At 70.5% G+C, this 25,207-nt stretch carries 27 protein-coding genes; 4 read left to right on the forward strand and 23 right to left on the reverse strand.

Translation table 11 applies throughout. The features are described from left to right. Positions 1-348 precede the first annotated feature (348 nt). Positions 349-3,360 carry an Rne/Rng family ribonuclease gene (locus VFR90_RS05960; RefSeq protein WP_326405185.1) on the forward strand — a complete coding sequence of 1,004 codons (3,012 nt, stop codon included), beginning with the start codon at positions 349-351 and terminating at the stop codon, positions 3,358-3,360. A gap of 22 nt (positions 3,361-3,382) precedes the next feature. Here VFR90_RS05960 and VFR90_RS05965 read toward each other — a convergent pair whose 3' ends face one another. From VFR90_RS05965 to lepA, 10 genes are all read right to left on the reverse strand, one after another. Next, complete coding sequence (locus VFR90_RS05965; RefSeq protein ID WP_326405186.1) at positions 3,383-4,522, reverse strand: GGDEF domain-containing protein; 1,140 nt, start codon at positions 4,520-4,522, stop codon at positions 3,383-3,385. Positions 4,523-4,537: 15 nt separating this feature from the next. Then, positions 4,538-5,635, reverse strand: coding sequence for a beta-N-acetylhexosaminidase (gene nagZ / locus VFR90_RS05970; protein WP_326405187.1), 1,098 nt, complete (start codon positions 5,633-5,635; stop codon positions 4,538-4,540). Continuing rightward, positions 5,632-6,045 carry a holo-ACP synthase gene (gene acpS, locus VFR90_RS05975; RefSeq protein ID WP_326405188.1) on the reverse strand — a complete coding sequence of 138 codons (414 nt, stop codon included), beginning with the start codon at positions 6,043-6,045 and terminating at the stop codon, positions 5,632-5,634. The genes nagZ and acpS overlap by 4 nt, the downstream gene beginning before the upstream one ends. Next, entirely contained in the window at positions 6,042-6,869 is an 828-nt protein-coding gene (locus VFR90_RS05980) for a pyridoxine 5'-phosphate synthase (RefSeq protein WP_326405189.1), read from the reverse strand. The genes acpS and VFR90_RS05980 overlap by 4 nt, the downstream gene beginning before the upstream one ends. After that, positions 6,866-7,714, reverse strand: a complete 849-nt coding sequence (recO, locus tag VFR90_RS05985; protein WP_326405190.1) for a DNA repair protein RecO — start codon at positions 7,712-7,714, stop codon at positions 6,866-6,868. The genes VFR90_RS05980 and recO overlap by 4 nt, the downstream gene beginning before the upstream one ends. A 10-nt stretch (positions 7,715-7,724) precedes the next feature. After that, the gene (gene era, locus VFR90_RS05990; protein WP_326405191.1) at positions 7,725-8,636 is read right to left on the reverse strand and encodes a GTPase Era; all 912 of its coding nucleotides are present in this window, start codon (positions 8,634-8,636) and stop codon (positions 7,725-7,727) included. After that, positions 8,633-9,325 (reverse strand): ribonuclease III, encoded by a 693-nt coding sequence (rnc, locus tag VFR90_RS05995; protein WP_326405192.1) that lies wholly within the window; start codon positions 9,323-9,325, stop codon positions 8,633-8,635. Before rnc ends, era begins: the two co-directional genes overlap by 4 nt. 94 nt (positions 9,326-9,419) lie before the next feature. Further along, positions 9,420-9,800, reverse strand: a complete 381-nt coding sequence (locus VFR90_RS06000) for a DUF4845 domain-containing protein (RefSeq protein ID WP_326405193.1) — start codon at positions 9,798-9,800, stop codon at positions 9,420-9,422. Between the two features lie 59 nt (positions 9,801-9,859). Continuing rightward, on the reverse strand, positions 9,860-10,828 hold the full coding sequence (lepB, locus tag VFR90_RS06005) for a signal peptidase I (RefSeq protein WP_326405194.1): 969 nt from the start codon (positions 10,826-10,828) through the stop codon (positions 9,860-9,862). A 13-nt stretch (positions 10,829-10,841) separates the two neighbouring features. Continuing rightward, positions 10,842-12,656, reverse strand: a complete 1,815-nt coding sequence (gene lepA / locus VFR90_RS06010) for a translation elongation factor 4 (protein ID WP_326405195.1) — start codon at positions 12,654-12,656, stop codon at positions 10,842-10,844. Positions 12,657-12,834: 178 nt separating this feature from the next. Between lepA and VFR90_RS06015 the strand changes: the two genes are divergently transcribed. Continuing rightward, the gene (locus tag VFR90_RS06015; protein WP_326405196.1) at positions 12,835-12,990 is read left to right on the forward strand and encodes a hypothetical protein; all 156 of its coding nucleotides are present in this window, start codon (positions 12,835-12,837) and stop codon (positions 12,988-12,990) included. A 95-nt stretch (positions 12,991-13,085) separates the two neighbouring features. Here the strand turns inward: VFR90_RS06015 and VFR90_RS06020 are convergent, their stop codons facing one another. The 13 genes from VFR90_RS06020 to VFR90_RS06080 all read right to left on the reverse strand — a co-directional run bounded on the left by VFR90_RS06020 (position 13,086) and on the right by VFR90_RS06080 (position 23,994). After that, positions 13,086-14,549, reverse strand: a complete 1,464-nt coding sequence (locus VFR90_RS06020) for a DegQ family serine endoprotease (RefSeq protein ID WP_326405197.1) — start codon at positions 14,547-14,549, stop codon at positions 13,086-13,088. Between the two features lie 123 nt (positions 14,550-14,672). Beyond that, complete coding sequence (locus tag VFR90_RS06025; protein ID WP_326405198.1) at positions 14,673-15,704, reverse strand: MucB/RseB family sigma factor regulatory protein; 1,032 nt, start codon at positions 15,702-15,704, stop codon at positions 14,673-14,675. Between the two features lie 2 nt (positions 15,705-15,706). Then, complete coding sequence (locus VFR90_RS06030; RefSeq protein WP_326405199.1) at positions 15,707-16,369, reverse strand: sigma-E factor negative regulatory protein; 663 nt, start codon at positions 16,367-16,369, stop codon at positions 15,707-15,709. Between the two features lie 48 nt (positions 16,370-16,417). Next, positions 16,418-17,038, reverse strand: a complete 621-nt coding sequence (rpoE, locus tag VFR90_RS06035; protein WP_326405200.1) for an RNA polymerase sigma factor RpoE — start codon at positions 17,036-17,038, stop codon at positions 16,418-16,420. Then, positions 17,031-17,438 (reverse strand): hypothetical protein, encoded by a 408-nt coding sequence (locus VFR90_RS06040; RefSeq protein ID WP_326405201.1) that lies wholly within the window; start codon positions 17,436-17,438, stop codon positions 17,031-17,033. The genes rpoE and VFR90_RS06040 overlap by 8 nt, the downstream gene beginning before the upstream one ends. Before the next feature lie 96 nt (positions 17,439-17,534). Then, positions 17,535-18,779 (reverse strand): beta-ketoacyl-ACP synthase II, encoded by a 1,245-nt coding sequence (fabF, locus tag VFR90_RS06045; protein WP_326405202.1) that lies wholly within the window; start codon positions 18,777-18,779, stop codon positions 17,535-17,537. A 33-nt stretch (positions 18,780-18,812) separates the two neighbouring features. Then, entirely contained in the window at positions 18,813-19,052 is a 240-nt protein-coding gene (gene acpP / locus VFR90_RS06050) for an acyl carrier protein (protein WP_326405203.1), read from the reverse strand. A 93-nt stretch (positions 19,053-19,145) separates the two neighbouring features. Next, positions 19,146-19,895: a 3-oxoacyl-ACP reductase FabG gene (fabG, locus tag VFR90_RS06055; RefSeq protein ID WP_326405204.1), complete on the reverse strand. Its 750-nt coding sequence runs from the start codon at positions 19,893-19,895 to the stop codon at positions 19,146-19,148. After that, the gene (gene fabD / locus VFR90_RS06060; RefSeq protein WP_326405205.1) at positions 19,892-20,830 is read right to left on the reverse strand and encodes an ACP S-malonyltransferase; all 939 of its coding nucleotides are present in this window, start codon (positions 20,828-20,830) and stop codon (positions 19,892-19,894) included. Before fabD ends, fabG begins: the two co-directional genes overlap by 4 nt. 35 nt (positions 20,831-20,865) lie before the next feature. Beyond that, the gene (locus tag VFR90_RS06065) at positions 20,866-21,861 is read right to left on the reverse strand and encodes a beta-ketoacyl-ACP synthase III (RefSeq protein ID WP_326405206.1); all 996 of its coding nucleotides are present in this window, start codon (positions 21,859-21,861) and stop codon (positions 20,866-20,868) included. Next, complete coding sequence (gene plsX, locus VFR90_RS06070) at positions 21,858-22,955, reverse strand: phosphate acyltransferase PlsX (RefSeq protein ID WP_326405207.1); 1,098 nt, start codon at positions 22,953-22,955, stop codon at positions 21,858-21,860. The genes VFR90_RS06065 and plsX overlap by 4 nt, the downstream gene beginning before the upstream one ends. A gap of 94 nt (positions 22,956-23,049) precedes the next feature. Next, complete coding sequence (rpmF, locus tag VFR90_RS06075; RefSeq protein WP_326405208.1) at positions 23,050-23,232, reverse strand: 50S ribosomal protein L32; 183 nt, start codon at positions 23,230-23,232, stop codon at positions 23,050-23,052. A gap of 216 nt (positions 23,233-23,448) precedes the next feature. Continuing rightward, positions 23,449-23,994, reverse strand: a complete 546-nt coding sequence (locus VFR90_RS06080; RefSeq protein ID WP_326405209.1) for a YceD family protein — start codon at positions 23,992-23,994, stop codon at positions 23,449-23,451. Between the two features lie 43 nt (positions 23,995-24,037). Between VFR90_RS06080 and VFR90_RS06085 the strand changes: the two genes are divergently transcribed. Both VFR90_RS06085 and VFR90_RS06090 read left to right on the forward strand, forming a co-directional pair. Continuing rightward, positions 24,038-24,634, forward strand: coding sequence for a Maf family nucleotide pyrophosphatase (locus VFR90_RS06085; RefSeq protein WP_326405210.1), 597 nt, complete (start codon positions 24,038-24,040; stop codon positions 24,632-24,634). Next, a partial coding sequence (locus VFR90_RS06090; protein ID WP_326405211.1) for an SAM-dependent methyltransferase occupies positions 24,631-25,207 on the forward strand: 577 nt, incomplete at its 3' end. The genes VFR90_RS06085 and VFR90_RS06090, both read left to right, overlap by 4 nt.

Genomic DNA, 25,207 nt, shown 5'->3' on the forward strand with positions numbered 1-25,207 from the left:
GAAGATGTTCCGGATGCCTTCGGCCCTTCGATCCCCCGAACCCCACGCGCCGCGACCGGCGCGCGCTGCGACGACGCAGCGCGTGCCGCCTGTTCGCGCCTGGGGGCCGGCCGGATCGCATGCCGAAGTCCGGGCGGGGCACCCAGCCCTTCCCCCTGCCTTCGCAGCCGCTTTCGCGCACGCGCCAACGCCTGGGCGCTGACCCCCACCGGGGCGAGCGTTCGGGTCCAGGGCGATTCCTTCCGGTTCTTCCTCGCTGTTCGTGCATCGAAAGGCCGAGCCCTTCGCGGGCGAGGCCATGACAGCACGCGCGCTTCGTATCGACGCAGCGCGCCCGAAGGAGACCGCATGAAGCGCATGTTGATCAACGCCACGCAACAGGAAGAGCGTCGGCTCGCGATCGTTGACGGACAGAAGCTGCTCGACTTCGAGACCGAGATCGAAGGTCGCGAGCAGCGCAAGGGCAACATCTACAAGGCGGTGGTGACCCGCGTGGAGCCCTCGCTGGAAGCCTGCTTCGTCGACTACGGCGAGGACCGCCACGGCTTCCTGCCGTTCAAGGAGATCGGCAAGGAGTTCTTCAAGCCCGGCGTCGCGGTGCGCGACGCGAAGATCCAGGACGTCATCAGCAACGGCACCGAGCTGCTGGTGCAGGTGGAGAAGGAAGAGCGCGGCAACAAGGGTGCGGCGCTCACCACCTTCATCAGCCTCGCCGGCCGCTACCTGGTACTGATGCCGAACAACCCGCGCGGCGGCGGCGTGAGCCGGCGCATCGAAGGCGAGGACCGCGAGGAGCTGAAAGAGAACCTCGACCAGCTCGAATACCCGAAGGGCATGAGCCTGATCGCCCGCACGGCAGGCATCGGCCGCTCCGCGCCCGAGCTGCAATGGGACCTCAACTACATGCTCAAGCTGTGGACCGCGATCGACGGCGCGTCCAAGGCGGGCAAGGGCGCCTTCCTGATCTACCAGGAGTCGTCGCTGGTGATCCGGGCGATCCGCGACTACTTCACCAGCGAAGTCGGCGAGATCCTGATCGACACCGACGACATCCACGACCAGGCCCAGCAGTTCATGAACCACGTGATGCCCGAGATGGCCTCGCGTGTGAAGCGCTACAAGGACAACGCGCCCCTGTTCAGCCGCTTCCAGATCGAACACCAGATCGAGACGGCCTTCCTGCGCACGGTGAACCTGCCGTCGGGCGGCGCGATCGTGATCGACCACACCGAGGCGCTCGTCTCGGTGGACGTCAACTCGGCGCGCAGCACCCGCGGCGGCGACATCGAGGAGACCGCGACCCGCACCAACCTCGAGGCCGCCGACGAGATCGCGCGCCAGTGCCGGCTGCGCGACCTCGGCGGGCTGATCGTCGTCGACTTCATCGACATGGAGGAGTCCAAGAACCGCCGCGAGGTCGAAACCCGCCTGCGTGACGCGTTGCGCTCCGACCGCGCCCGCGTGCAGTTCAGCTCGATCAGCAAGTTCGGCCTGCTCGAGATGAGCCGCCAGCGCCTGCGCCCGGCGCTTTCCGAAGGCAACCACATCACCTGCCCGCGCTGCAACGGCACCGGCCACATCCGCGACACCGAGTCGAGCGCGCTGCAGATCCTGCGGATCATCCAGGAAGAGGCGTTGAAGGAGAACACCGCCGCGGTGCACGTGCAGGTGCCGGTGGAGGTGACGAGCTTCCTGCTCAACGAGAAGCGCACCGAGATCACCAAGATCGAACTCAAGCAGCGCGTGACCGTGCTGCTGGTGCCCAACAAGCACCTCGAGACGCCGAACTACAAGCTCGAACGCCTGCGCCACGACGACCCGCGGCTGGAGAACCTGCAGGCCAGCTACACGATGGTCGAGGAGCCGGACGAGGAAGTCGGCATCACCCGCCGCCGCGACGCGAACGAGAAGGCGAAGAAGCAGGAGCCGGTGATCAAGGGCGTGCTGCCGGACCTGCCGGCCCCGCCGCCGGTGGTGAAGGAACCCCAGCCACCGAAGGAAGCCGCCGCTGAGGTGCCCGCGGCGCCGGTGGCCGCGCTGCCGCCGGTGGCCGCGCCGGTGCCGGCGTCGAGCGGCTTCTTCGGCTGGATCAAGCGGATGTTCGGCGGCGACAGCGCCGCGCACGCACCGGCCACGCCGCCGACCGTCCCCCCGACGACGCCCGCAGCCACGCCGGGCCAGCGAGCCCCGCGCGACGGCCAGCGTGACGGTCCCCGCGAAGGCCGCGGTGGCCGGGGCGGCGGACGCAGCTCGCGCGATGGCCAGGCCCGTGACGGCCAGCGCGAAGGCGCTCGGGCCGAGCGCGGCGAGGGCCGGGGAGGCGAAGGCCGGGGAGGCGAAATGCGCGGCGGCGACGATCGTGCGCGTCGCAACGAACGCGACGGTCGCAAGCCGCGCCCCGAGCGCAGCGCCGAAGGGGCGTCGGCCGACATGGGCGCCGCGCCCGAGCGCGCGCCGCGTGCCGAGCGCGGCGAGGGTCGCCGCGGGCCGCGCGCCGAAACCGCCGCCGTGCCGGTCGCGGCCGAACTCCCGGTCGACGCACTCGTGCCGGCCGACGCCGCGGCGCTGCCGCCCGGTGCGGAGCCGGCCGAAGGCGCCGGCGAACGCGAGGACGGCCAGCGCCGACGCCGCCGCCGTGGCGGCCGCGGTCGCGGCGAACGCGGCGACGCGCCTGCGCAGGACGAAGCGACGGCGACCGGCAGCACCGACGAAGCCGGCCTCGAGGCCGACGCGCCGAGCGCCGCACCGATCGAGACCGCCGCCGAAGCCGACCGCGAACCGCGCGGGGAGCGCCGTGGCGCACGCGGCGGTCGCGGCGGACGCGGCCGCGCCGAAGGCAGCGACGCGCCGGTCGAGCCGGCCGACGCCGCCGGCGCAGCGCCCGCGGCTGCGGCCACGGCCAAGCCCTGGTGGGAATCGGAGGAAACGCCGGCGCTGCAGCTCGACGCCGCCGCCGACGAGAGCCCGGCCGCGCCGGTCGTCGCGGCACCGCGGGCCGAGACCCTGGCTCCGGCGGCCGCCGAGTCCGTCGAAGAGCTAGCGCCGATGCAGGCGGCCTTCCTCGAGCCGCCGGTGCCGGCCGCTGTCGCGTCCGCCGCGCCGACCCCCGCCTCGCGCTACGAGCTGCCGCTCGATGAGCTCGCGGCGATCGCCCAGGGCGCCGGCCTCGAGTGGGTCAACTCCGACGCCGCGCGCGTGCAGGCGGTGCAGGCGGCGATGGCCGCCGCACCGAAGCCGGCGCACGTGCCGCGCGAGCCGAAGCCGGTCGTACAGATCGACGACGGCCCGCTGGTGCTGGTCGAGACGCGCAAGCGCCTCGCGGAGGTGAAGCTGCCGTTCGAGCAGCCGCACGGAGGCTGAAGGCGCCGGGCGGGCCGATCGGTCAGCGGCCCGCCACTTCCTGCTCGCTGGCCGCCGCGCCCACCGCGGCGGGCGCACTGGCGTGCCGGGTCTTCGGCACCGCGGCGCGCGCCGCGGCGAGCAACTCGTCGGGCGGCGTCAAGGCGCCCGGTGCGTCGCCCGGGCGTGCCTCGCCGGTGTGCGCGATGCCGACGGCCAGCGTCAGGTGCAGCACCAGCCGCACCGTGCCGTCGGCGCGGCGCACCGGGATCTCCAGTGCATGCACCCGCTCGCGCAGCCGCGCGGCGACGCCCTGCGCGGCCGCGTCGCTCGCGCCCGGCAGCACCACGACGAACTCGTCGCCGCCCCAGCGGCCGATCAGGTCGGTTGGCCGCAACGCCTCGGCGCAGGTGGCGGCGAGCATCGCCAGCGCCAGATCGCCGGTCTCGTGGCCGTGGGTGTCGTTGACGCGGCCGAGCTGTTCGACGTCGAGCCACAGTGCCGCCAGCGCGGACGGGTCGCGCTCGGCGCGCTGCCATTCGACGCGCAGACGCTGCTCGAGCGTGCGGCGGTTCAGCACCGCGGTCAGGCCGTCGGTCGTCGCCATCTCGGACAGCCGCTCGCGCGCCTGCTGCAGCGCGGTGACGTCGGTCAGGCTGCACAGCCAGGCAGGCCGGTCGGCGCGCGGGTCGCGCACCGCGCGCACCAGCGCCCAGAAGACCTGGCCGTCGAGCCGCTCGAAGCGCTGTTCCAGCTCGATCACCGCCAAAGGCGCCGAAGCCGGCGGTTCGGCCACGCCCGCGAGCGCCGGCGCCAGCGCGGCGACGCGGCCGCGCACCGCTTCGCGCTGCACTGCGTTCGCGGCACCGCCGAACAGCTCGAACAGCGCGGTGTTGACCAGCAGCACCGTCGACGCGTCGTCCCGCGCGATCACCGCCAGCGGCGTCGGGACGCCGGCATAGGTCTCGGCGACGCTGCGGGCGAACTGCGCTTCGAGCCGCCGCAGCCGCCACGCGCCGAGCGCGACCAGCACGATCACCGCCAGCAGCAGCGCGAGCCACTCCGGCGCGATCGCGTCGGTCCACGCGCCGGGCTCGGCCGCGGCCAGGGCCTCGCGGCTGCCGCCGCAGGCGCACAGCATCGCGGCGGCACGGCGATCGCGAAGGACGGCGAGACGGCCCATCGCGACGCCCGCTGCTCAGGCTGGCGCGCCGAAAGCGAGATCCAGCGCGCGCCGGTAGGCGGCGTGGTGCATCAGCTCGTCCCAGGGCCGCGGCGCGGTCTGCGGCAGCAGTTCGAGCCGGCGCGCCTCGCTCGCGGCGTCCGGCCGCCAACGGCCTTGCGCTTGCGCCTCGAGCAGGCCGTCGAGCAGCGCGTCGAGCGCGGCGCCCCCCTCGGGCACCGACTGGTTGCACAGCAGCGCCAGATCGCAGCCGGCGCCGAGCGCCGCGAGCGCGGCCTCGGTGAACGAGCCGGCGACCGAGGCCGCGTGCATCGACAGGTCGTCGCTAACGATCGCGCCGGTGAAGCCGAGCCGCTCGCGCAGCACCTGCTGCAGCCAGCGCGCCGAGAAGCCGGCCGGCCGGCGGTCGACCTTCGGATAAACCACGTGCGCCGGCATCACCGCGGGCAGCACCGGCGCAAGCCAGCGGTAGGGCGCGGCGTCGTCGGCGAGCAGTTCGTCGAGCCCGCGTCCGTCGGTCGCGACCGCGTGGTGCGAGTCGGCCGCGGCGAAGCCGTGACCGGGGAAATGCTTGCCGCAGGCGGCCATGCCGGCCTGCAGCAGGCCGTGGACCAGGCTCTTGCCGAGCAGTCCGACGACGCGCGGATCGCGATGGAAGGCGCGATCGCCGATCACGCCGCTCGTGCCGTGGTCGAGGTCGAGCACCGGCGCGAAGCTGAGGTCGAGGCCACAGGCGCGCAGCTCGGCGGCGAGGACGTAGCCGCAGGCGCTCGCGGCCCCGCAGGCCGCGAGCGCGCCCGAGCCGGGGCCGGCGTCGTCGCGCATCCAGCGCTCGCCGAAAGCGCGCATCGGCGGCAGTGCGCTGAAGCCGTCGCCGCGAAAGCGCTGCACGCGCCCGCCCTCGTGGTCGACGCACAGCAGCAGATCGGGTCGCAGGCTCTTGATCTCGGCGCAGAGCTCGGTCATCTGCGCCCGACCGATCCAGTGGCGGCTGAAGAACACCAGGCCGCCGACGAGCGGGTGCGCGATGCGGCGGCGGTCGTTCGCATCGAGCACCGGGCCGGCGATGTCGATCACCAGCGGCGCGTGGAGCACGGTGGCCGCGGTGCTCATCGCGATCCGGCTTCCGCTTCGACGGCTTCGACGACGACGAAGGCGGCCGCGTAGTCGCCTTCGTCGGTCAGCGTCACGTGCGCGCGCAGCCGCCGCGCTTCGAACCAGCGCGCCAGTTCACCGTGCAGCGCGATCGTCGGCTTGCCGCTGGGCGCGTTGACGACTTCGCAGGCGCGCCAGCTCATCGGCGCGTGCAGGCCCAGGCCGATCGCCTTGGAGAACGCCTCCTTCGCCGAGAAGCGCGTCGACAGGTAGCGCAGGCCGCGCAGCGGCACGCGCGCGCGGCGCGCGCGCCAGACGGCGAGCTCCGTCGGCCCCAGCACCCGCTCGGCGAAGCGTTCGCCGCGGCGGCCGAGCGCGGCTTCGATGCGCCGCACGTCGCACAAGTCGGATCCGATGCCGTAGATCACGCCCTGGCTTTCGCCGCGAGCCCGGCGGCGATGCAGCGCAGGTAGCCATGCACGGCTTGCGCGAGGCCGAGTTCGAGCGCATCGGCGATCAGCGCATGCCCGATCGACACCTCCTGCACGCCCGGCACCGCGGCGATGAAGTCGGCGAGGTTGTCGCGGTTCAGGTCGTGGCCGGCATTGACGCCGAGGCCGGCATGCAGCGCGGCCTCGGCGCTCGCGGCATAGCGGGAGACGAGCGCGGCATGCGCCTCGCCTTCGCCGCGATGTCCGAGATGGGATCGGGCGAAGGCTTCGGTGTAGAGCTCGACGCGATCGGCGCCGAGCGCACGGGCCGCGGCCATCGCGTCGGGGTCGGGGTCCATGAACAGGCTCACCCGCACGCCGAGCGCGTGGCATTCGGCGATCAGCGGCGCGAGGCGCGCGCCGTCGGCCGCGAGGTCCCAGCCGTGATCGGAGGTCGACTGCCCGACCGCGTCGGGCACGAAGGTGGCCTGGTCGCAGGGCGCACCGGCCGCCGCCAGCTCGCGCAGGAGGTCCATCAGGTTGTGGAAGGGGTTGCCTTCGATGTTGTATTCGACGCCCGGGCGGCCCTGCAGGAAGACCGACAGCTCGCGCACGTCGCTCGCGCGGATGTGACGCTCGTCGGGGCGCGGATGCACGGTGATGCCGTGCGCGCCGGCGTCAAGCACCAGCTCCGCCGCGCGCACGACGCCCGGGATCGTCAAGTTGCGCTGGTTGCGCAGCAGCGCGACCTTGTTGAGGTTGACCGACAGCGCGGTCGCGGGCCGCGAGGCATCGGCGCCTTGGAACACCAGCGGGTTCATCGTGCGGGCTTCGCGCTGTGATGGGGCAGGCGGGAGAGGTCTTGCATCAGCGTGCGCGTTCGCAGCGCCGACTGGCCGAGATGATATTGAAGCAGGGGCCGCAGGTTGAGCTTGAGCGCGGCGGCGACGGGCCGCAGCTCGGCCGCGGCGATCGCGTCGAGGCGCTGTGCGGCCGGCGCATTCGACAAGGCCTCTTCGAGCGCGACGAGCAGACGGCCGTCGAGCGCGGCGCCATCGCGCTCGTGCTCCACGAGGCCGCGTTCGGCATCGATGCGGTAGCCGCCGGCGGGCTCGAGCGGCCGCTGTGTCGCGGTGACGCGCGACAGCTCCGGAAGCAGCCCCACCTCGCGCAGCAGCAGCAGCTCGAAGCTGCGCAGCGTGATCTCGAGCGCGGCTTCGTCGAAGGCCCTGCCCTGCCCGCCGAGCAGCGGCATCACCGCGGCATAGGCGTCGAACAGTGCGGGATGCGGATCCTCGCGCGCGAGCAGCTTCATCAGCAGCTCGTTCAAGTAGAAGCCGGAGAGCAGCGCCTCGCCGCCGGGGATCGGTCCGCCGCCCGCGCGCTCCGCGTGGCGCAGCGTGTGGACCTCGCTCGCCTCGGCCTCCTTCTTGTCGCGCCGCGTGCCGAAGGCGACGACGAGGCGCTGGAACGGCAGCAGCACCGCGCGCATCTGCGATGTGGGCCGCTTCGCGCCCTTCGCCACGACCACGACGCGGCCCTGCGAACGGGTGAACAGATCGACGATGAGGCTGGACTCGCTCCAGTCCCAGCTGTGCAGCACGTAGGCCGCTTCGTGCGCCGCCTTCTGCGTGGACTTCAGTGCGGACTGCTGCGCGGACTTCATCGCGCGCGGGCTACTCGTAGCCGTAGCTCTTCAGCCGTGCCTCGTCGTCGGCCCAGCCGGAGCGGACCTTGACCCACAGCTCGAGGAAGACCTTCGCGTCGAGCAGCCGTTCCAGCTCGACGCGCGCGTCGGTGCCGATGCGCCGCAGCCGCTCGCCCTTGTGGCCGATCACCATGCCCTTGTGCGCGTCGCGCTCGACGACGATGGTCGCGGCGATCCTGCGCAGCGCGCCCTCTTCCTTGAACTGGTCGATCACGACCGTCGACGTGTACGGCAATTCGTCGCCGGTGAGGCGGAACAGCTTCTCGCGCACGATCTCGGCGGCGAGGAAACGCTCGCTGCGGTCGGTCAGGGAGTCTTCGTCGTGGAACCAAGGCTGCTCGGGCAGGTGCGGCTCGAGGATCGCGAGCAGCCGCTCGGCGTCGCCGGCACGCTCGGCCGACAGCGGCACGAACTCGGTGAACGGATGGCGCTGCTGCATCGACTGCAGCCACGGCGCGAGTTCGGCGCGGCGCGTGACCTGATCGAGCTTGTTGGCGATGAGAACCGTCGGCTTGCCGGGGGGCACGAGCGCGAGCACCTTCGCGTCGTCGAGTCCGAAGCGGCCGGCCTCGACGACGAACAGCACCAGGTCGACATCGGACAGCACCGCCTGCACGGTCTTGTTCAGGCTGCGGTTCAACGCGGCAGCGCCCTTGACGGTGTGGCGCGTCTGGAAGCCGGGCGTGTCGACGAACACGAACTGCGCGGCGCCCTCGGTGCGGATGCCGGTGATGCGGTGCCGCGTCGTCTGCGCCTTGCGAGAGGTGATGCTCACCTTCTGGCCGACCAGCGCATTCAGCAGCGTCGATTTGCCGACGTTCGGCCGGCCGACGATCGCGACCAGCGCGCAGCAGCGCGGCGCGGCGGTGTCGTTGTTCATCGCCGCTTGCCGCCGGCGTCGAGGCGGGCGAGCGCGGCCAGCGCGGCCCGCGCGGCGTCCTGCTCGGCCGCGCGGCGCGAGCGGCCTTCGCCCTGCACTTCGAGCGGCGGCTCGGCCAGCGTGCACACGACGACGAACAGCTGCTCGTGCGCGCGCCCGCGCGTCGCCGCGATGCGGTAGGCCGGCCGCTCGAGCCGGCGCGCCTGCAGCGCCTCCTGTAGCGCCGTCTTGGGATCGCGGCTCCAGGCTTCGGCGGCGGTTTCGGCCAGCCGCGGCGCGAACAGGCGCTGCACGAGCGCGCGCGCCGGCTCGAAGCCGCCGTCGAGGTAGACGGCGCCGATCACCGCTTCGAGCGCGTCGGCCAGGATCGACGCACGCTGCGCGCCGCCCGAGCGCGCTTCGGCTTCGCTCAGTCGCAGGTGCGCGGGCAGGCCCAGCTCGATCGCGAGGCTGTGCAGCGTCTCTTCGCGCACGAGATGCGCGCGCACGCGCGTCAGATCGCCTTCGGCGGAATCGACGAAGCGCGCGAACAGCAGGCCGGAGATCGCGGCGCTCAGGACCGCATCGCCGAGGAACTCGAGCCGCTCGTTGTGATGGACTCCGAAGCTCTTGTGCGTCAGCGCGCGATCGAGCAGCTGCGGCTCGGCGAAGCGGTGGCCGATCGTGGCTTCGAGCGTGAGGGCTGGCACGGCCGGCCGGCGGCTTTCAGCGCGCTGCGCAGCCGGTGCAGCCTCGTGGGTGGCGCGCCCTGCGTTCACGCGAAAGGGGCCGCGCCGGCTCGCATCACTGCGAGCGCCCGCGGTACTTGATCAGCAGGAAGACCGGCTCGACGAGCTCGATCTCCTTGTCGTAGGCGAACTTCACGACGACCTTCTCGTTCTCTTTCGTGATTTCGAGGTCCTTGGCGTCGATCGAGCTGATCGAGTACTCGATGTCCTTGGTGCGCTGGAAGGCATTGCGGATCTCGGGCACCGTCGTGCCGCCTTCCTTGGCGATCTTGTTGACCGCGCGCTGGATCGTGAAGTACTCGTTCAGCGTCGGCAGCACCTTCAGCGCGACCAGAGCAAGGCTCGCGATCACGATCGCCCAGAACAGCAGGCCGATCAGCGTGATGCCGCGCTCGCCGGCAATGCGGCGCGCAGCGCGCGTACGAGGAAGGCTCATGCGTTCTCTCCGTGGTCTTGTGCTGTTATGGGATGCCGAAAGATGCGGCCGCGCCGTCGTCAATGGAACGAGCCGATCCGGCTCAGGTTACCGAAATTCATCCACACGAAGAAGGCTTTGCCGACGATGTTCTCGTCGGGCACGAAGCCCCAGTAGCGCGAGTCCTGCGAGTTGTCGCGGTTGTCGCCCATCATGAAGTAGTGGCCGGCCGGTACGGTGCACACCACGCCGTCGGCGTTGTAGCGGCAGGCGTCGCGGAACTGCTGGAATTGCGGCATCGGGATCACGAAGCCGGGGCGGCTCTTGTTCGTGAGGATGCGGTGCTCGGCGTCGCCGAGCCTCTCGCTCGCCTGCTCGGCGTAATCGACCGTCTCCGCATCGTAGTAGTCGGGCAGCGGCGTGGTGGGCACCGGCTTGCCGTTGATCGACAGCTTCTTGTTCAGGTAAGCCACCTCGTCGCCGGGCAGGCCGACGACGCGCTTGATGTAGTCGACGCTGGTGTCCACCGGGTAGCGGAAGACGATCACGTCGCCGCGCTCGGGCTCGTGGTTGTCGAGGATCTTCTTGTGCAGGATCGGCAGCCGCACGCCGTAGTGGAATTTGTTGACGAGGATCAGGTCGCCGATCTGCAGCGTCGGGATCATCGAGCCGGAGGGGATCTTGAACGGCTCGAACAGGAACGAGCGCAGCAGGAAGACGGCCAGGATCACGGGGAACAGCCCGGCGGTCCAGTCGAGCCACCAGGGCTGCGCGAGCACACGCTCACGGGCGGCGCCGGTGGCGTCGTGATCGGCGGCGATGCCTTGATTCGCGAGCTGCGCGCGGCGCTGGCCGGTCGAGCTTTCGAGCGCCGCGGCCGCGGCCACGCGCCGCGGCATGAAGTGCAGCCGCTCGGCGAGCCAATAGCCGAACGTGACCATCGTCAGCACGAACAGCAGCAGCGAGAAGTTGCCGCTCCACTGGCCGAGGTACCAACCGACGCCGTAGAAGATGAGAGCGGCGTACAGCAGCCCGGTCAATGCGCTCATAGGCAATGTGTGCTCAGTCGTCGACCTGGAGGATGGCCAGGAAAGCCTCTTGCGGCACCTCGACCGTGCCGATCTGCTTCATCCGCTTCTTGCCCGCCTTCTGCTTTTCAAGCAGCTTGCGCTTGCGCGAGACGTCACCGCCGTAGCATTTTGCCAGCACGTTTTTGCGCAGCGCCTTGATGTTCTCGCGCGCAATGATGTTCGCGCCGATGGCCGCTTGAATGGCGACGTCGTACATCTGCCGCGGGATCTGCTCGCGCATCTTCGCGGCCACTGCGCGACCGCGAAACTGGCTTTGCGAGCGGTGCACGATGATCGACAGTGCGTCGACGCGATCACCGTTGATGAGGATGTCGACCTTCACGACATCGGCCGCGCGGTACTCCTTGAACTCGTAGTCCATCGAGGCGTAGCCGCGCGAGACGCTCTTGAGCTTGTCGAAAAAGTCCAGCACGATCTCGGCGAGCGGCATCTCGTAGGTAAGCATCACCTGCCGGCCGTGGTAGGCCATGTTGAGCTGCACGCCGCGCTTCTGGTTGGCCAGCGTCATCACCGGCCCGACGTAGTCCTGCGGCATGTACAGGTGGACCGTGACGATGGGCTCGCGGATCTCGGCGATCTTGCCGATCTCGGGCATCTTCGACGGGTTCTCGACCTCGATCACCTCGGCCGCCGCGCCGCCGAGCTGCACTTGATAGACGACGCTCGGCGCCGTGGTGATCAGGTCCTGATCGAACTCGCGCTCCAGGCGCTCCTGGACGATCTCCATGTGGAGCAGGCCGAGGAAGCCGCAGCGAAAACCGAAGCCCAAGGCCTGGCTCACCTCGGCTTCGTAGCGCAGCGAGCTGTCGTTGAGCTTGAGCTTCTCGAGCGCGTCGCGCAGCGAGTCGTACTCGCTTGCTTCGGTCGGGTAGAGGCCGGCAAAGACCTGCGGCTGGATCTCCTTGAAGCCGGGCAGCGCCTCGCTTGCCGGGCCGGCGTTGTTGGGCAGCTTCTTCTCGAGCGTGATCGTGTCGCCGACCTTCGCCGCCTGCAGCTCCTTGATGCCGGCGATCAGGAAGCCGACCTCGCCGGCTTTCAGCTCGTCGCGCGCCACCGACTTGGGCGTGAACACGCCGAGCTGCTCGAGCGGATAGACGGCGTTCGTCGCCATCATGCGGATGCGGTCGCCGCGCTTGAGCGATCCATCGACGACGCGCACCAGCATCACGACGCCGACGTAGTTGTCGAACCAGCTGTCGATGATCATCGCCCGCGGCGGACCTTCGGCCTTGCCACGCGGCGGCGGCATGCGCGCGATCACGGCTTCGAGGATGTCGTCGATGCCCATGCCGGTTTTGGCCGAGCACGGGATCGCGTGTTCGGCGTCGATGCCGATCACGTCTTCGATCTCGGCCTTGGCCGTCTCAGGATCGGCCTGCGGCAGATCCATCTTGTTGAGCACGGGAACGACTTCGACGCCGAGGTCGAGCGCGGTGTAGCAGTTTGCGACCGTCTGGGCCTCGACGCCTTGGCTCGCATCGACCACCAGCAACGCACCCTCACAGGCCGACAGCGACCGGCTCACTTCGTAGCTGAAGTCGACGTGGCCGGGCGTGTCGATCAGGTTGAGTTGGTAGACCCGACCGTCGCGCGCGGCGTAGCTCAATGCGGCCGTCTGCGCCTTGATCGTGATGCCGCGCTCGCGCTCGATGTCCATCGAGTCGAGTACCTGCGCTTCCATCTCGCGGTCGCTCAAGCCGCCGCAGCGCTGGATCAGACGGTCGGCGAGCGTGCTTTTGCCGTGATCGATGTGGGCAATGATCGAGAAGTTGCGGATGTGGTCCATCTGACCTGAAGAGACGTGAGCAGGAAGGCTGCCGAGGCACACAACGGCGAAGCCGTTGCGACGAAGACTCACGTCGCGCCAGCGATGTGAAGCCGCAAGGCGGCGTGTCGCAGTCAAAAAAAAGGCACGTCCAAAAAGAGACGCGCCTTCCAACAAAAAACGTATGGCAACTGCTTCGTTGGACCTCCATTCTAGCCATGGCGACCCGCCGGAAAGCCGCGCCAATCTTGACTTTTACGTCGTTGCCATCGGCCAACAACAAAAATCATGCACAGCTTATCCACTTTGCCCTGTGCATCGCCTGTGGGCTATTTTTGGCTGGCTGACGCTGTGAGCCGTCACTTACACGGCGAGCTTCAACCCGCCAAAATTGCTCATTACGAAAAGACTTCAAGCAACGTAAAGCTGGCGCACGCTTACATACGGAGGCTACTTCGACGGCTTGATCAGGGCGTACTGCGCGAGTTCGGCGCGACGAAACAGCACGTTGATCGGCTTGCTCTTGTCTTGCTTCGCCACCGCCGCCTCGAACTGCTTGACGTCCGAGACCTCGGCATTCGCCACGGCGATGATCACGTCACCTTCTCGCAGGCCGGCACGGGCGGCCGCACCCTCGACGCCGTCGACGCGAACGCCGCCCTTCACCTTCAGTTCGCGCTTCTGCTCTTCGCTCAGGTTCGACAGCATCAGCCCGAGCGCGCCGACCGAGGCGCTCGGCACGAGCGGCGCCTCGGGCGCAGCCGCGCGGCGGCTGCGCTCCGGCTCGAGCTCGGCGACCGTCACCGCGAGGTCGCGCGAGTTGCCGCGCCGGTAGACCTGCATGCTCGCCTTGGTGCCCGGCTTGGTGCCACCCACCAACCGCTGGAGATCGGTCGAGCGCTCGACCGGCTTGCCCTCGTAGCGCGTGATGATGTCGCCCGGCTCGACGCCGGCCTTCTCGGCCGGCCCGCCGCCCTCGACCGAGCGCACCAGCGCGCCGGCCGCACGGCCCAGGCCCAGCGATTCGGCCACGTCCTTCGTCACCTCGCCGATCTGCACGCCGATGCGACCGCGCACGACGCGGCCGGTCGCGCGCAGCTGGTCGGCCACGCGGGTCGCCTCGTCCATCGGGATCGCGAACGAGATGCCCATGAAGCCGCCCGAGCGGCTGAGGATCTGCGAATTGATGCCGACCACCTCGCCGCGCAGGTTCAGCAGCGGGCCGCCGGAGTTGCCGGGATTGATCGCGACGTCGGTCTGGATGAACGGGACGAATTCGCCGGTGTCGCGCCCCTTGGCGCTGACGATGCCGGCCGTCACCGTGTTCTCCAGCCCGAACGGCGAGCCGATCGCCATCACCCATTCGCCCACGCGCAGCTTGCTGACGTCGCCAATCTTCACCGACGGCAGGTTGGCCGCCTCGATCTTCACGACGGCCACGTCGGTGCGCCTGTCCGCACCGATCAGCCGTGCCTTGAATTCGCGCTTGTCGCTCAGCGTCACGTAGACGTCGTCGGCACCGTCGACGACGTGCGCGTTCGTCATCACGTAGCCGTCCGCGGTGTAGATGAAGCCGGAGCCGACGCCGCGCTGCTGCTCTTCCTCCGGCGCCTGGCCGGGGCGCGGCGGCGTCCCTCGGCGCGGCCCGGGCTGCTGCCCGGGCGGCGTGCCGAAGAAGCGGCGGAAGAACTCCTGCATCTCTTCGTCCATCTCGGGCGGGCCGCCGCGCTGCCCGGCGCGCACCTTCTCGGTCGTGCGGATGCCCACCACCGCCGGGCCGACCTGATCGACCAGCTCGGTGAAATCGGGCAGCGCGCGCACCGGCGGCGCGACTGCCGACTGTGCCTGGCTGGCGTGCGGCGTCACGGCCGCAAGCGTCACCAGCACCCCCGTCAAAGCAGCGGCCGAAAGCATCGCGGCCGCCTTGAACCGCCACGCAAGCGGACGGCGTTGTTGTTCAGTGGACATGGTCACCTCGACTGGAACCGGACGTGGGAAGGCGCGCCATCGGCGCGCCTGTGAACAAAGAGCCCGAACTCAGCGCCGCAGTTCCATCGCCGCCGCGAAGGCCAGCAGCGTCTGCGCGGGAACGTCGCCGATCACGGTGAGCCAGTGATCGCCGCGGCGGCGGATCAGCGTCTGCGTAGCACCGAGCGCCAGCATCGCCTCCTGGCGCTGGCGGCCCGGCGCACTGGGTTCGATGAAGATCGAGACGTGGGTGAGGCCGTCGGAGTAGATGGTCTGCAGCACCACCGGCTGCGGCGCCACGTCGGCCTGCGCAGCCGCCTCGAACGAGCGCCGCACGCTGGCCACGTGCTTGAAGCCGGGCGGCACCTGCCGCACCGTCCAGCCCTGCGCCGCCAGATCGACCGGCTCGAGCGAAGGCCGCTGCACCGCGTAGCCGTCGAGCCGCTTCATCGGCTGCGTCACCAGATCGGGCCGCGGCTTCACGTTGAGCGTGAGATCCGAGAACGCCGAGACCTCCAGCACCGCGTCATGCTCGTCGACCACCTCGGCGCGCAACAGCAGGCCGCTGGCCTTCTCCGCCCACAACCGATAGCCATAGCGGTAGCCGTCCTTCGGCAGCAGCGCAAGCACGTAAGCCTCGTGGCCGGCGACCCGCCCGGCGCCGCGCGACTTGATCTCGTATTGCTGCGCGATGCGCTCGGCCCCAGCCGACAACAGCGCCGGGAACTCACCGGCAACCTGACGCGTCTCGACCACCGCCAGCCGCTTCTGCGGCCACAGGCTGTGCACCACCTCGTTGTGGCGGAACACCTGGCGCATCTGGCCGTCGAGCGATTCGATCTTCTCGTACTGGTTGGGCCCGTCGCAGAAATGCTGGATGCGCGAACTCGCGACCGAGGCGCCCGTCGTGACGACGAAGGTGCCCTGGTAGTTGCGCAGCCGCGCGGCCTCGTGGATGCGTGCGAGCCACTGCTGCGCTTCGCGGGCATCGAGCGACGACTCGGTCGGCTGCGCATGGGCGACCACCGGCCACACCATCGCAGCCAACAGGACGGTGGGCGCGACGCTGCGACCGGCGACCGCGAGCAATCCGCGCCACATGGTCAACGGCTGCCAGGCTCGGCCGGCGCGTCGTAAGTCGCGTTGCGCAGGAAGGACGACGGCAGCCCCAAGGCCGTGCTGCCGCCGAACTGCTGATGCGCGTCGAAGTACTGCTGCATGCGGGCGTCACGGATCAGCACCCCGCGCAGCGGCTCGGCGGCCGGGCGCGGCGCGGGCGGCGCGGCCGTCGCGACGACCTGGGTCGGCTGCTGCGCCGAAGCGGCTGCCACCGTCGCCGGCGGCACCGCGGCGGGGGTCTCGCGTGCAAGCAGCGCAGGCGCCTCGGGCGCCGTCGGTTGCATCACGACGAGTGCGCCGGCCACCATCACGAAGCCGGCAGCGACCGCGGCCGGCGCGCGCCAGCGCAGCCCGGCGCGACGGCGCGCGGCCGACGGTTGCTCGAGCACCGGCGCCGGCGCCAGCACCACGGGCTCGGCGGCCAGCTTTTCACGCAAGCTGGCAAGGAACCGAGCATCGCCGCGGCGGCCGACCAGTTCCTCGGAGCGCATCACGTCGCCGATCAGATGCCAGCCGTGCCAACGCTCGCGCAGCTCGGCGTCGTCGCGCCAGCGCGCGGTCAGCTGCATGGCGTCGGCGCCTTCGGCCTCACCGTCGGCCAGCGCGGAAAGGCGCTCGGCCCAGGATGGGTTCTCGGTTTCCTTCATCTCACCACTCCGCGGCCCTGCCGGCCCACATGCCCTTCGCGTCCCACATCACCAGCGCTCCCCGGAGCGCTGCTCGAGCATCGGCTTGAGCCTTTCGGCGATCGCCTCGCGCGCGCGGAAGATGCGCGAGCGCACCGTGCCGATGGGGCAAGCCATCGCCTCGGCGATCTCCTCGTAACTCAGCCCTTCGATCTCGCGCAGCACGATCGCCTGCCGGAGGTCTTCCGACAGGTTTTCGATCGCCGAGTTCACTGCGGCGGCGATCTGACGGGACGCCATCAAGGCCTCCGGCGTCTCGCCGTCGCTGAGTTCGTTCTCGACGCGGGAAGTTTCGTCGTCGCCGTCGTCGCGGCCCGCGCGTGCCGATTCGGTCACCAGCACGTCGCGCTTGAGCTCGACCAGCTGCTTCTTCGCGGTGTTGACGGCGATGCGGTAAAGCCAGGTGTAGAAGGCGCTTTCGCCGCGGAACTGCGGCATCGCGCGGTAGGCGCGGATGAAGGTCTCCTGCGCGATGTCCTGCACGAGATCGACGTCGCGGACCATGCGGCCGATGAGCCTTTCGATGCGGCGCTGGTACTTGACCACCAGCATCTCGAAGGCGCGCACGTCGCCCTGCTTGACGCGCTCGACCAGCTGCGCGTCGACGTCGGGCCGCAAGGGCTCAGGCATCGATCGCTCCGGCGGTCGCCGGCGTCGCCGGGCCCGGGCGGCGTGCGTGCAGCGCGCAGCGCAGCGCGTGCCAGTCGCCTTCGGTGGCGTTGCGATGCAGCGGCAGCCAGCGGCTCAGCCTGCGGCCGGTCGGCACGAAGCGCAGCAACAGCCGATCGCCGAGGTCGATCGCGACGCTCGCTTCGCCTTCGAGGCCGTCGTCATCCGGCCGCGGCGAGGCGAGCCGCCAGACGGCGCCATCCCAACGCAGGCGGGCGGCGGGCCGCATGCGCAGCTCGACCATCCAGGAGGCCGCGACCGCGATGCCGATGAACGCCGCGACGTACCGCCAGGGCGCGTCGCCGCGCTGTGCCGCCCACGCGAGTGCGGCCACCACGGCCAGCGCGCAAAGCGCAAGCACCGTCCACGTCGCCTCGGGAGGTACGCGAGCCGTAACCGAAACCGCTGGGGCTGCGCGCACGCTGGGAAGCCTCGATCCGACCGGGCCGAGCGAGGCTCAGGCTCGCTTGAAGATCAGCGTGCCGTTGGTGCCGCCAAAGCCGAAGTTGTTCTTCGCGGCGTGCTCGATCGACAGGTCGCGCGCGGTGTTGGCGCAGTAGTCCAGGTCGCACTCGGGATCCTGGTCGAAGATGTTGATCGTCGGTGGCGACACCTGATGGTGCAGCGCCAGCACGGTGAATACCGACTCGATGCCGCCGGCGCCGCCCAGCAGGTGACCGGTCATCGACTTGGTCGAGTTCACGACCATGTTCTTCGCGTGGTCGCCGAACGCGAGCTTGATCGCGTTGGTCTCGTTCACGTCGCCCAGCGGCGTCGAGGTGCCGTGCGCGTTCAGGTACTGCACGGCGCTCGCCTCGAGCCCAGCGTTGCGCAGGGCTGCTTTCATCGCGCGTTTCGGCCCATCGACGTTCGGCGCGGTCATGTGGAAGGCGTCGGCGCCCATGCCGAAGCCGATCAGCTCGGCATAGACCTTCGCGCCACGCGCCTTGGCGTGTTCATACGCCTCGAGCACCATCACGCCAGCGCCTTCGCCGAGCACGAAGCCGTCTCGGTCCTTGTCCCAGGGACGCGAGGCGGTGGCCGGGTCGTCGTTGCGGGTGGACAGCGCCCGCGCCGCCGCGAAGCCACCGATGCCCAGCGGCGAGACGGTGCTCTCGGCGCCACCGGCGACCATCACGTCGGCATCGCCCGCTTCGATCATCCGCGCCGACTGGCCGATGCAGTGCAGCCCCGTCGTGCAGGCCGTGACGATCGCGAGGTTCGGCCCGGTGAAGCCGCAGCGGATCGAAAGGTGGCCCGAGATCATGTTGATGATCGAGGCCGGCACGAAGAACGGCGAGATGCGCCGCGGGCCGCGCGCCGCGTATTCGGCGTGCGTCTGCTCGATCATCGGCAAGCCGCCGATGCCCGAGCCGACCAGGCAGCCGATGCGCTCGGCCTGCTCTTCGGTGAGCTTGTCGCCGGTGGGCAGACCCGCATCCTCGACGGCCTGCAGCGACGCCGCGAGCCCGTAGTGGATGAAGGCGTCCATGTGCCGCGACTCCTTGCCGGGCAGCACCTTCTCGACGTCGAAGCCCTTCACCTCACCGGCGAAGCGGCAGGCGAGCGCCGAGGCGTCGAACTTCGTGATCGCGGCGATGCCGGAGCGGCCGGCGACCAGGTTGCTCCACGACTCGCCGACCGTGTTGCCCACGGGCGTGACGAGGCCGAGGCCGGTGACGACGACGCGACGACGGGTCATGGCTGCTGCGAGATTGAGGACCGGCCGCGGTCCTCAGGCCTTCGCGTTCGACTTCGCGTAGTCGATCGCGAGCTGCACGGTGGTGATCTTCTCGGCTTCCTCGTCGGGGATCTCGATGCCGAATTCGTCTTCGAGGGCCATCACGAGCTCGACCGTGTCCAGCGAGTCGGCGCCGAGATCCGCCACGAAGGCCTTCTCGTTGGTCACTTCGCCTTCGGCGACGCCCAACTGCTCGGCGATGATCTTCTTGACGCGTGCTTCGATGTCGCTCATGACTCCTCCAAGGAGAGTTTGCAAAACAGCGGGCGATTCTAGAGGGCGACCCGTGACGCCCCGCACGGATCGAGACGGCCGCAACGACGGCGATCAGACCATCAACATGCCGCCGTTGACGTGCAACTCCGTGCCGGTGATGTAGCTCGCGGCGTCCGACGCGAGGAAGGCGACGGCCTCGGCGATCTCCTGCGGCGCCCCGAGCCGGCCCAGCGGCACCGAGGCAAGCAGCGCCGTCTTCTGCGCCTCGGTCAGGGTGTCGGTCATGTCGGTCTGGATGAAGCCCGGCGCGACGCAATTGACGGTGATGTTGCGGCTGCCGAGTTCGCGCGCAAGCGAGCGGGAGAGTCCGGCGACGCCGGCCTTGGCGGCCGCGTAGTTGGCCTGGCCGGCGTTGCCGCTGGCCCCGACCACCGAGGTGATGTTGACGATGCGGCCCCAGCGCTGCTTCATCATCGGCCGCATCGCCGCGCGGCTGGCGCGGAAGACGGCCTTGAGGTTGGTGTCGATCACCACGTCCCACTGCGCGTCGCTCATGCGCATCGACAGCATGTCGCGCGTGATGCCGGCGTTGTTGACGAGCACGTGCAGGCCGCCGTCGGCCTTGACGATGGCGTCGATCGCCGCGTCGAGCGCGGCCGCGTCGGTCACGTCGAGCGCGATGCCGCGGCCATCGTGCGGGCCGAGCGCATCGGCCACGGCCGCCGCGCCCGCTTCGCTGGTCGCAGTACCGATCACGCGCAAGCCGCGCTGGGCGAGCGTCAGCGCGATCGCCCGGCCGATGCCGCGGCTGGCGCCGGTGACGAGCGCGACACGGCTGCGCTCAGGAGACGCTTCACTCATGCGAGCTGACCTTTCACGTCGGCGAGGCTGGCGGAATCGAACAGATTGAGCGCGACCACCTCGGCGTCGATCCGCTTCGCCAAGCCGGCAAGCACCTTGCCCGGACCGCATTCGACGACGTGGCTGGCCCCCCGTGCACGCAGCGCATGCACCGTCTCGACCCAGCGCACCGGCCCGAAGGCCTGGCGGTAAAGCGCTTCGCGGATCGCGTTCGGCTCCGTCTGCACTGCCACGTCGATGTTGTTGACGACCGGGAAGTCCGGCGTGCGCAGCCTGACCGCCGCGAGCCGCTCGCGCAGGCGCTCGGCCGCCGGCCGCATCAAGGCGCAGTGGAAAGGCGCCGAGACGGCCAAGGGGAGGGCCCGCTTCGCGCCGGCCGCCTTGACCAATTCGCAAGCGCGATCGACCGCGGCCTTGCTGCCCGAGATCACGACCTGCTTCGGGTCGTTGTAGTTGGCGGCCGAGACGGTCTGGCCGGTCTGGGCCTGCGCCGCCTCGCAGGCGGCGTGCACCGCTTCGCCGTCGAGCCCGAGGACGGCGGCCATCGCGCCCGCGCCGACCGGCACCGCGTCTTGCATCGCCTGCGCGCGGAAGCGCACCAGCGGCACGGCGTCGGCCAAGCTCAACGCGCCGGCGGCAACGAGCGCCGAGTACTCGCCGAGCGAATGGCCGGCCCCCATCGACGGCGCCGCGCCGCCTTCGGCCAGCCAGGCGCGGTAGCAGGCGACGCTCGCGGCGAGCATCACCGGCTGGGTGTTGGTGGTGAGGTCGAGCGCTTCCTTCGGGCCGGTGCGGATCAGCGCGCCGAGGTCTTCGCCGAGCGCGTCGGAAGCCTCGGCCAGCGTTTGCCGCACCACGGCGTGATCGCCCCAGCCGTCGAGCATGCCAACGGTCTGCGAGCCCTGGCCGGGAAAGACGAATGCGTAGGTGGTCATCGGATCTCGTGCATGCGGCGCGGGCGGCCGGCGCATCAGTAGTCGAGCAGCGCCGCGCCCCAAGTGAAGCCGCCGCCGACACCTTCGAGCATCACCGTGTCGCCGCGCTTCACGCTGCCGCTGCGCACCGCGTGATCGAGCGCCAGCGGCACCGACGCGGCGGACGTGTTGCCGTGCTCGGCGACCGTCGCGATCAGCTTGTCCAGCGGCAGCTTCAGCTTCTTCGCGGTGCCTTGCATGATGCGGATGTTGGCCTGATGCGGAATCAGCCAGTCGATGTCGGCCTCGCTGCGCCCGGCCTTCGCGAGCACCGAGCGCGCGACGCTTTCGAGCACGCCGACTGCCAGCTTGAAAACCGCCTGGCCGTCCATTTTCAGCAGCGGATCGCCGAGCACCTTGCCATTCGCGACGGTGCCCGGCGTGCACAGGATGTTCGCGTGCTTGCCGTCGGCATGCAGCTCGGTCGCGAGCAGGCCGGGCTGCTCGCTCGCTTCGAGCACGACGGCGCCGGCGCCGTCGCCGAACAGCACGCAGGTCGTGCGGTCCTTGAAGTCGAGGATGCGCGAGAACACCTCGGCGCCGACGACCAGCGCGCACTTCGCGCTGCCGGTGCGGATCATCGCGTCGGCCACCGCGAGCGCATAGACGAAACCGGAGCACACCGCCTGCACGTCGAAGGCCGCGCCGCCGGCCGCGCCCAGCTTGTGCTGCAGCAGACAGGCCGTCGAGGGAAAGATCATGTCCGGCGTCGAGGTCGCGACGATGATCAGATCGATCTCGTCGGCGCGCCGGCCGGCCGCTTCGAGCGCATGGCGCGAGGCCTGCAGTGCAAGGTCGCTCGCCGCCTCGCCTGGCTCGGCGAAGTGGCGTGCGCGGATGCCGGTGCGCTCGACGATCCAGTCGTCGGACGTCTCGACGCCGTCGCGCGCCAGTTGCGCCGCGAGCTCGACGTTGCTCAGCCGCCGTGCCGGCAGGTGGCTGCCAGTGCCGGCGATGCGCGAGTACGCGGGGGTCGACGCAGGAACGCTCATGCAGCTTGGGGAACGGGGCCGTCGTCCGGAGGGGCCTGGGTCGGCAGCGCCTGCAGGGTCTCGAGGATGCGGTCGTGCACGCGGTCGAGCAGGCGGTTTCGCGCCGCATCATAGGCGCGACCGAGCGCCTGCTCGAAGGCGTAGGCATCGGCCGAGCCGTGGCTCTTGAACACCAGCCCCCGCAGGCCCAGCAAGGCGGCGCCGTTGTAGCGGCGGTGATCGACGCGGTGCTTGAAGCGCTTCAGGACCGGCATCGCGAGCAACGCCGCAAGCTTGCTCAGCGGGCTGCGGGTGAACTCTTCGCGGATGAAGCTGGTGAGCATCGACGCGAGGCCTTCGGCCGTCTTCAGCGCGACGTTGCCCACGAAGCCGTCGCACACGACGATGTCGGTCTTGCCGGTGAAGATGTCGTTGCCTTCGACATTGCCGATGAAATTGACCAGCCCCGCCGCCTGCGCGCGGCGCAGCATCTCGCCGGCGCGCTTGATCGTCTCGTTGCCCTTGATCGCCTCTTCGCCGATGTTGAGCAGGCCCACACGCGGCGAGGCATCGCCTTCGACCGCGCTGACCAGCGCGCTGCCCATCACCGCGAACTGCAGCAGGTTCTCGGCGCTGCAATCGACGTTCGCGCCGAGGTCGAGCACCGTGGTGTGGCCGTCGCGCTGGTTGGGCATGACCGTCGCGATCGCGGGGCGGTCGATGCCCTCCATCGTCTTGAGCACGTAGCGCGCGACAGCCATCAGCGCGCCGGTGTTGCCCGCCGAAACGCAGGCCTGAGCGGCAGCGACGCCACCGACCGGCTTCACCTGCGAGATCGCAACGCGCATCGACGAATCGCGCTTGCGCCGCAGCGCCACCTCGACGGGATCGTCCATCGCGACGACCTCGGTGGCGGCAACGACGCTGCAGCGCTCCCAGCCTGCGGCGCCCTGCAAGGCCTCGGCGGTGCCGACGAGCAGCAGACGCGCCTGCGGATGCCTGGCGAGGAAGGCTTGGCAGGCCGGCAGCGTGACCGCAGGGCCATGGTCGCCGCCCATGCAGTCGACGGCGATCGTCACCGAGCCGAGCACGGGCATCACCGCTTCGCCGCTCATCGTGGGCGCCGGTCCGTGCTAGCGAAAGGAGGCGTGAACGCAGCGCTGCGGGCGCCGCGCCAACGAAGCCCCGGCAGGCGCCGGGGCCGCGCCGTCAGGCATCGGCCTTGGTCTTCAGGACCTTGCGGCCGCGGTAGAAACCGGTCGCGCTGATGTGGTGGCGAAGATGCGTTTCGCCGGTCGTCGGCTCGACCGCGATACCGGGCGTCGCGAGCGCGTTGTGCGAGCGGTGCATCCCGCGCTTCGACGGCGACTTCTTGTTCTGTTGAACGGCCATGCTGGACTCCTCGCAAGATCCGAAGCCGCCGCCTCAACGGCTCGGGCCTCGACGAGGCCGCGGCACCCGTCGCGCCAGCGTTCATTTCGGACCGTCAGGCTGCGCGGGGCGGTGGCATCGCCGGCCGTGCAGGTTGTCGGTGGGAGCACCGCGGGCGGGGCCCCGGCGCAAAGCGCGCGAGTGTAGCACCGTGCCTCTCGCGATCGACCGGGCCGATCAGCCGCGCGGCTTGTCGCCCAGCAGCGTCTGAAGTACCGCGAACGGGCTCGGCTCGCTCGCCGGCTCGTCGGTCGGCGTGGCCGCGGCAACTGCGCCGGCAGGGCAGATGTCGTGGCGCGGCACCAGCGGCAGGGCGAGCAGCAGCTCGTCTTCGACCAACTCGCACAGGTCCAGCGAGCGGCCGAGCGCGAGCACGTCGTCCTCGAGTTCGCCGTCGAGCCGCGCCGCCTGGTCTTCGCCGCGCACGAAGCGAATGCGCCGATCGACGGCCAGCGGCTGGCGCAACGGCTGGAGGCAGCGCTGGCAGACCAGCGCCATCTCGCCCTGAGCACGCAGTGCCAACCAGATCTCGTCCGGTTGGCCTGGCCGCGACACAAGCTCGCCGCGCGCCGACCAGCCGAGCTCCGGCGCGGACGCGTCCGGCACGACCGATTCGCTCAGCCGCGCCAAGCCGGCCAGCGGCCAGCGGCCTTCGATCGACGCGCCTTGCCGGGCCAGCCGTTCGACGTCGAGCCGCCGCGGATCGAAGCTCTTGTGAGTCATGCGCAGATCAGTGTAGGCCTGCGGCCAAGCCGACAATCCGCCGATGACGACGCCAACGCTGGTCCTGGGTTCGACCTCGCGCTACCGGCGCGAGCTGCTGCTAAGACTGCGCCTGCAATTCGCCATCGAGGCGCCGCAGGTCGACGAAACGCCGCATGCCGGCGAGGCCCCCGCCGCGCTGACCGCACGCCTCGCCCTGGAGAAGGCCGCCGCGGTCGCGGCGCGGCATCCGCAGGCCGTGACGATCGGCTCCGACCAGGTCGCCGAACTGGACGGGCAGCCGATCGGCAAGCCGCTCACGCACGAGCGCGCCGTCGCGCAGCTGCGCTCGATGAGCGGCCGGCTCGTCGTCTTCCACACCGCGGTCGCGGTCCTTCGGCCGGCCACCGGCTTTCGCGAGACCGCCCTCGTGCCGGTGCGCGTGCGCGTGCGGTCGCTGCGGGAAGACGAGATCGAGCGCTACCTGCGCGCCGAGCAGCCCTACGACTGCGCCGGCAGCGCGAAATCCGAAGGGCTCGGCATCGCGCTGCTCGAGGCCATCGAGTCGGACGACCCGACCGCGCTCGTCGGCCTGCCGCTGATCGCGACCACCCGCCTGCTGCGCGCGGCCGGGCTCGATCCACTCGGCGCCCCGGCATGAGCGCGAACGGCCGTCTGCTCGTGGTGCCGAACACGCTCGATTTCGGCGCCGCGCCGCTCGACCTGCGCCTGCTGATGCCGCAAGGCGTGATCGACGCGGCCGCAGCGCTCGGCCACTGGGCCTGCGAAAACGCGAAGACGACGCGGGCCTTCCTGAAGCGCGTCGATGCGGTGACGCCGCTGGCGCAGCCGCTGCAGGCGATCGACATCCGCGAACTGCCGCGCACCGGCAAAGGCCGCGCGGCGGAGGCGTCGCCGGCCGGCCTGGAGCCCTGGCTCGATGTGCTGCGCGCCGGCGGCGATGTCGGCCTGCTCAGCGAAGCCGGCCTGCCCGCCGTGGCCGATCCCGGCGCACTGGCCGTGGCGCTGGCCCACCAGTGGGAGGCGACCGTGGTCCCGCTGCCGGGCGCCAGCGCGCTGTCGCTGGCGCTGGCCGCGAGCGGGCTCGACGGCCAGAGCTTCGCCTTCGTCGGCTACGTGCCGCAGGACGCCGCGGCGCGCAGCGCGCGGCTGCGCGAGCTGGAAGCCACCTCGCGCCGGCTCGGACAGACGCAGTTGCTGATCGAGACGCCCT

Origin of the sequence: Methylibium sp., assembly GCF_035762065.1 — a bacterium.
Taxonomy (GTDB): Bacteria; Pseudomonadota; Gammaproteobacteria; order Burkholderiales; family Burkholderiaceae_C; genus Methylibium.

What these genes read in the sequence shown, in the direction of transcription:
- VFR90_RS06025 (WP_326405198.1), bottom strand. Translation starts at nt 15,704, where the DNA reads ATGTGGCGCGGATTGCTCGCGGTCGCCGGTCGCAGCGTCGCGCCCACC.
- VFR90_RS05960 (WP_326405185.1), top strand. Translation starts at nt 349, where the DNA reads ATGAAGCGCATGTTGATCAACGCCACGCAACAGGAAGAGCGTCGGCTC.
- VFR90_RS06080 (WP_326405209.1), bottom strand. Translation starts at nt 23,994, where the DNA reads ATGACTCACAAGAGCTTCGATCCGCGGCGGCTCGACGTCGAACGGCTG.
- era (WP_326405191.1), bottom strand. Translation starts at nt 8,636, where the DNA reads ATGAACAACGACACCGCCGCGCCGCGCTGCTGCGCGCTGGTCGCGATC.
- VFR90_RS05980 (WP_326405189.1), bottom strand. Translation starts at nt 6,869, where the DNA reads ATGAACCCGCTGGTGTTCCAAGGCGCCGATGCCTCGCGGCCCGCGACC.
- lepA (WP_326405195.1), bottom strand. Translation starts at nt 12,656, where the DNA reads ATGGACCACATCCGCAACTTCTCGATCATTGCCCACATCGATCACGGC.
- VFR90_RS06030 (WP_326405199.1), bottom strand. Translation starts at nt 16,369, where the DNA reads ATGAAGGAAACCGAGAACCCATCCTGGGCCGAGCGCCTTTCCGCGCTG.
- fabF (WP_326405202.1), bottom strand. Translation starts at nt 18,779, where the DNA reads ATGACCCGTCGTCGCGTCGTCGTCACCGGCCTCGGCCTCGTCACGCCC.
- recO (WP_326405190.1), bottom strand. Translation starts at nt 7,714, where the DNA reads ATGAAGTCCGCGCAGCAGTCCGCACTGAAGTCCACGCAGAAGGCGGCG.
- acpP (WP_326405203.1), bottom strand. Translation starts at nt 19,052, where the DNA reads ATGAGCGACATCGAAGCACGCGTCAAGAAGATCATCGCCGAGCAGTTG.
- VFR90_RS05965 (WP_326405186.1), bottom strand. Translation starts at nt 4,522, where the DNA reads ATGGGCCGTCTCGCCGTCCTTCGCGATCGCCGTGCCGCCGCGATGCTG.
- VFR90_RS06000 (WP_326405193.1), bottom strand. Translation starts at nt 9,800, where the DNA reads ATGAGCCTTCCTCGTACGCGCGCTGCGCGCCGCATTGCCGGCGAGCGC.
- rpmF (WP_326405208.1), bottom strand. Translation starts at nt 23,232, where the DNA reads ATGGCCGTTCAACAGAACAAGAAGTCGCCGTCGAAGCGCGGGATGCAC.
- VFR90_RS06085 (WP_326405210.1), top strand. Translation starts at nt 24,038, where the DNA reads ATGACGACGCCAACGCTGGTCCTGGGTTCGACCTCGCGCTACCGGCGC.
- fabG (WP_326405204.1), bottom strand. Translation starts at nt 19,895, where the DNA reads ATGAGTGAAGCGTCTCCTGAGCGCAGCCGTGTCGCGCTCGTCACCGGC.
- nagZ (WP_326405187.1), bottom strand. Translation starts at nt 5,635, where the DNA reads ATGAGCACCGCGGCCACCGTGCTCCACGCGCCGCTGGTGATCGACATC.
- VFR90_RS06020 (WP_326405197.1), bottom strand. Translation starts at nt 14,549, where the DNA reads ATGCTTTCGGCCGCTGCTTTGACGGGGGTGCTGGTGACGCTTGCGGCC.
- VFR90_RS06065 (WP_326405206.1), bottom strand. Translation starts at nt 21,861, where the DNA reads ATGAGCGTTCCTGCGTCGACCCCCGCGTACTCGCGCATCGCCGGCACT.
- fabD (WP_326405205.1), bottom strand. Translation starts at nt 20,830, where the DNA reads ATGACCACCTACGCATTCGTCTTTCCCGGCCAGGGCTCGCAGACCGTT.
- rpoE (WP_326405200.1), bottom strand. Translation starts at nt 17,038, where the DNA reads ATGCCTGAGCCCTTGCGGCCCGACGTCGACGCGCAGCTGGTCGAGCGC.
- lepB (WP_326405194.1), bottom strand. Translation starts at nt 10,828, where the DNA reads ATGAGCGCATTGACCGGGCTGCTGTACGCCGCTCTCATCTTCTACGGC.
- plsX (WP_326405207.1), bottom strand. Translation starts at nt 22,955, where the DNA reads ATGAGCGGCGAAGCGGTGATGCCCGTGCTCGGCTCGGTGACGATCGCC.